At 52.1% G+C, this 2,862-nt stretch carries 3 protein-coding genes; 1 reads left to right on the top strand and 2 read right to left on the bottom strand.

The features are described from left to right. The first annotated feature begins 552 nt into the window (after window positions 1-552). Window positions 553-1,455: a hypothetical protein gene (locus AB4043_RS21115; protein WP_442301100.1), complete on the top strand. Its 903-nt coding sequence runs from the start codon at window positions 553-555 to the stop codon at window positions 1,453-1,455. 50 nt (window positions 1,456-1,505) lie between these two features. On the opposite strand, the gene AB4043_RS21110 is transcribed toward AB4043_RS21115, so the two are convergent. After that, entirely contained in the window at window positions 1,506-2,366 is an 861-nt protein-coding gene (locus AB4043_RS21110; protein WP_442301099.1) for a hypothetical protein, read from the bottom strand. Then, window positions 2,356-2,862: hypothetical protein (locus tag AB4043_RS21105; protein WP_442307992.1), on the bottom strand; the 507-nt coding region annotated here is incomplete at its 5' end. The genes AB4043_RS21110 and AB4043_RS21105, both read right to left, overlap by 11 nt.

Below are 2,862 nucleotides of genomic sequence, written 5' to 3'. Positions count from 1 at the left end.
GCTGAGGGTAAGGCGAGCCACTAACCTTTTGTAGGAATGAAATGCAAAGGCGCGGACTTCGGTCCGCGCCTTTGCTTGCATCAACTAGTCTAGTGATGAGAAGCGCGTTTCCCGTTACTAATCCCGTCTACAACACTTGGGCGAGTACTCGGTGAGCGCATTGGCCTGTAATCATCAGCCGAGGTTCTTGAAAAAGTTAGCCATCAGAAATTTGCAATCAACGCCAGATCGATRGGTGTCGGCGGCCTTTGCCTGTACACGGCAGAGGCTTTGGCCTCAATTCGAGGGAATTTCTTGAACCTGGGTGCTCATAAGGGTGCTGAAATAACCTCGGGCCCATTTGGAAGCGGATTGTCTCAGCAGTGCTGAGATAATCCATGAGTCACTCGGATGCCTGACCTTTGCTCATGCGCGGCAAAGGTATTTGCGAAAAGCTACAGTCTTTCGTCGATGTTGGGAGCCGAGGAGGGTGCTGAACTGTCACTGTTTGAGCAACAGGAGCGTGCCCAGGAGGACTTCCCCTTCTCTTCTTGCAGCCATCATGGCCGATGAATGATTCGGCCTGTTATCGTCGACAGAGAATTCACTTTTCGATTTCAAGCGATGTCACGATATCTTCCCATCACCGATTTTCGTGCCCGGCGAAAGGTTCTTGTCCGCCGTGACTTCGGACTAGCCGAGAATCGTCAACCGCCCCCGTCCGACCCAATTGAGGAAAAGGTCTGGCGCAGCATCGTGACGCTGCCGGATGACGTCGCCATTCGCACGTCAAATCATCACGGAAAAACTCTCGCCCAACTGAACGAGCTAAATTCGGCATGGACCTTTTCGACCCTACTCCCACCCTACCGGGAGAGCATGTCTCCCGTCATGCTGGATGCGAACGACGAAATACAGGCGGCGCTGTACAACTGCCTCACTGGGTATTACCGCTTTTCGGTGGGCGGAATGAGAAATGTGCTGGAGTTGGTCGCCATTGGATGTTGGGCGGAAGTGTGCGGCAAGAAGAAGGAGTTTCGGGATTGGCGCAAAGGCAAAGTGCAACTCGGTCTCGGTACGGCCTGCGATGGGCTAATTGCCGGCGCGGTATCCCTCGAATCCCACCTGAAATCAACGGTGAACGATAGCCTATTCGCACACAAGAACTCGACGACGAGAGGGATTGCCATGCAAGGTGGCTATGTACGCCGTATCTTTAGTGGCTTGTCCGAGTTTGCTCATTCGAGACCCAACTACAACGACTCTCATTTTCGAGAGAGCAACGGGCCAATCTACGTGAAATCCGCCTTCGACCACGTGGCTTGGATTCACTTCGAGACAATCGCGACTGCTTATGTGCTTGCCCTCATCGCGCGGCCTAAAATGCGCATTTCGCCTGTATTCCGGAAACTCTTCGCGGACACGAAGCGCGTCAGGTCTCGTGTGGTCCGAGCGGCGTTTCTGCACCTGAGCTAATTGGATATCACTCGACACTCGGACGTTTGTAGCTGAGACTGGATCGAACGTCATGCCCCTAAGGAATGAAGATTGATGTGTGGCAAGGTATCCGTTTCAGCTTCCCAGAGGGATAGCTGTCCCATTCGAGGCAGCTCAATGTCTTTTTGCAGCAAGGACCGTCGAGAAATCTCTTGTACTATTTCTTTCAAAGTTTGGCCGGTCATTCGGGAGTACCCGTAATGATGTGCTTGAATCTCGTCGATCGCTGTTTCATTCAAAGTTGTGGCAATTTCGGCGATATATGCGCCAAGACGAGGTCCAATTCTGAATCCCAACTCGCTGGCCATTATCACTGCTCGGACAACCGTCAGTTCAGGAAATGGGCTGTCTGTCCTATTGAGTTCCAGTGTCTTAGACAGAATCCCGTGAAAAAATTGGTCATGTCCCGAAAACAGTGCGCGAGGCATACCATCCTTTGACCAAACTTCAACAGCTATTGCCTCAAGGTTGAAAGTGGTCGTTGATGGAAGGTCTTCAAATCGAGCAACCGCTTTATCTTTCCTGAACGCCCATGTCTCCTCCAAGGGCCAAACATCAAAGTGCCAGTAGCCGTTTCGCAACTTCAGTCCGCCAAACCGTGTATGACGCGCAACGATGCCATTGAACCGCCTCTCCAGTTCTGAAAGTGGAGCTCCGAGGACAACCACATCGATATCCCTTGGTCGACCGAACCGTCCTTCAAAAAGCCGTGAGACGAGAAGCGATCGGAGTGTCCCCCCGAACAATACAGCCCGAACGTCAGTTTGCTTCAGATCCTGCAGTACTTGAAGGATTGGGGCCTTCCATGCAGAGCCGTTTGGCCGGAAAAGCGTCCCCACTTCCGCAAGAAGTTTTCGCTTTAAGTCGAGTACAGCGATGTTAGCTTCCATTGAACAGCTCACTGTGGAGTCTCTTTGCAAATGAATCTGTCATTCCACAGATGTAGTCAGTCACCAATTGGAATCGATGGTAAGTCTCAGGTAAATCCTTCTTCTCTGTCGCAAAGTCGCGAAAAATACGACGGTAGTTTGCGGAGATCAGGGCCGCAGCCTTCCCCTCGAACTTGGAAGTCTTTGGTTCACCGCCGATAGGCAATGCCCTAGCTCCCTCCCAAAAGATATCCATGAGGTCATGAATGACATGCCGGCCCATCAGTTCGAGGGTTAACGTAGAGCGCGTCGGATACACGCATGTCTGCCCGATTGTCCTTAAGCATCCTGCGAGGTCTTTCGCCTCACTTTCATCAAGAAGGTCGCCTTCATGTTTACCGTCCATGATCGCTTGGTAAAGCTTCTTGAACGTATCGACCACGGCATCAGTCATCACCCCGATGGCCGCGGTCCGAAACGCTGCTGCATGAGCATCGTCATCGAGGTCCTTCGGTAC

Source organism: Terriglobus sp. YAF25, from assembly GCF_052113305.1.
In the GTDB taxonomy this organism is placed as follows: domain Bacteria; phylum Acidobacteriota; class Terriglobia; order Terriglobales; family Acidobacteriaceae; genus Terriglobus.
The sequence above is the reverse complement of the archived record's forward strand: the minus strand, read 5'-3'. Positions and strand labels throughout refer to the sequence as shown.

Excerpts from the sequence above, each read along its gene's own strand:
- AB4043_RS21115 (WP_442301100.1), top strand. The coding sequence starts at position 553 with ATGATTCGGCCTGTTATCGTCGACAGAGAATTCACTTTTCGATTTCAA.
- AB4043_RS21110 (WP_442301099.1), bottom strand. The coding sequence starts at position 2,366 with ATGGAAGCTAACATCGCTGTACTCGACTTAAAGCGAAAACTTCTTGCG.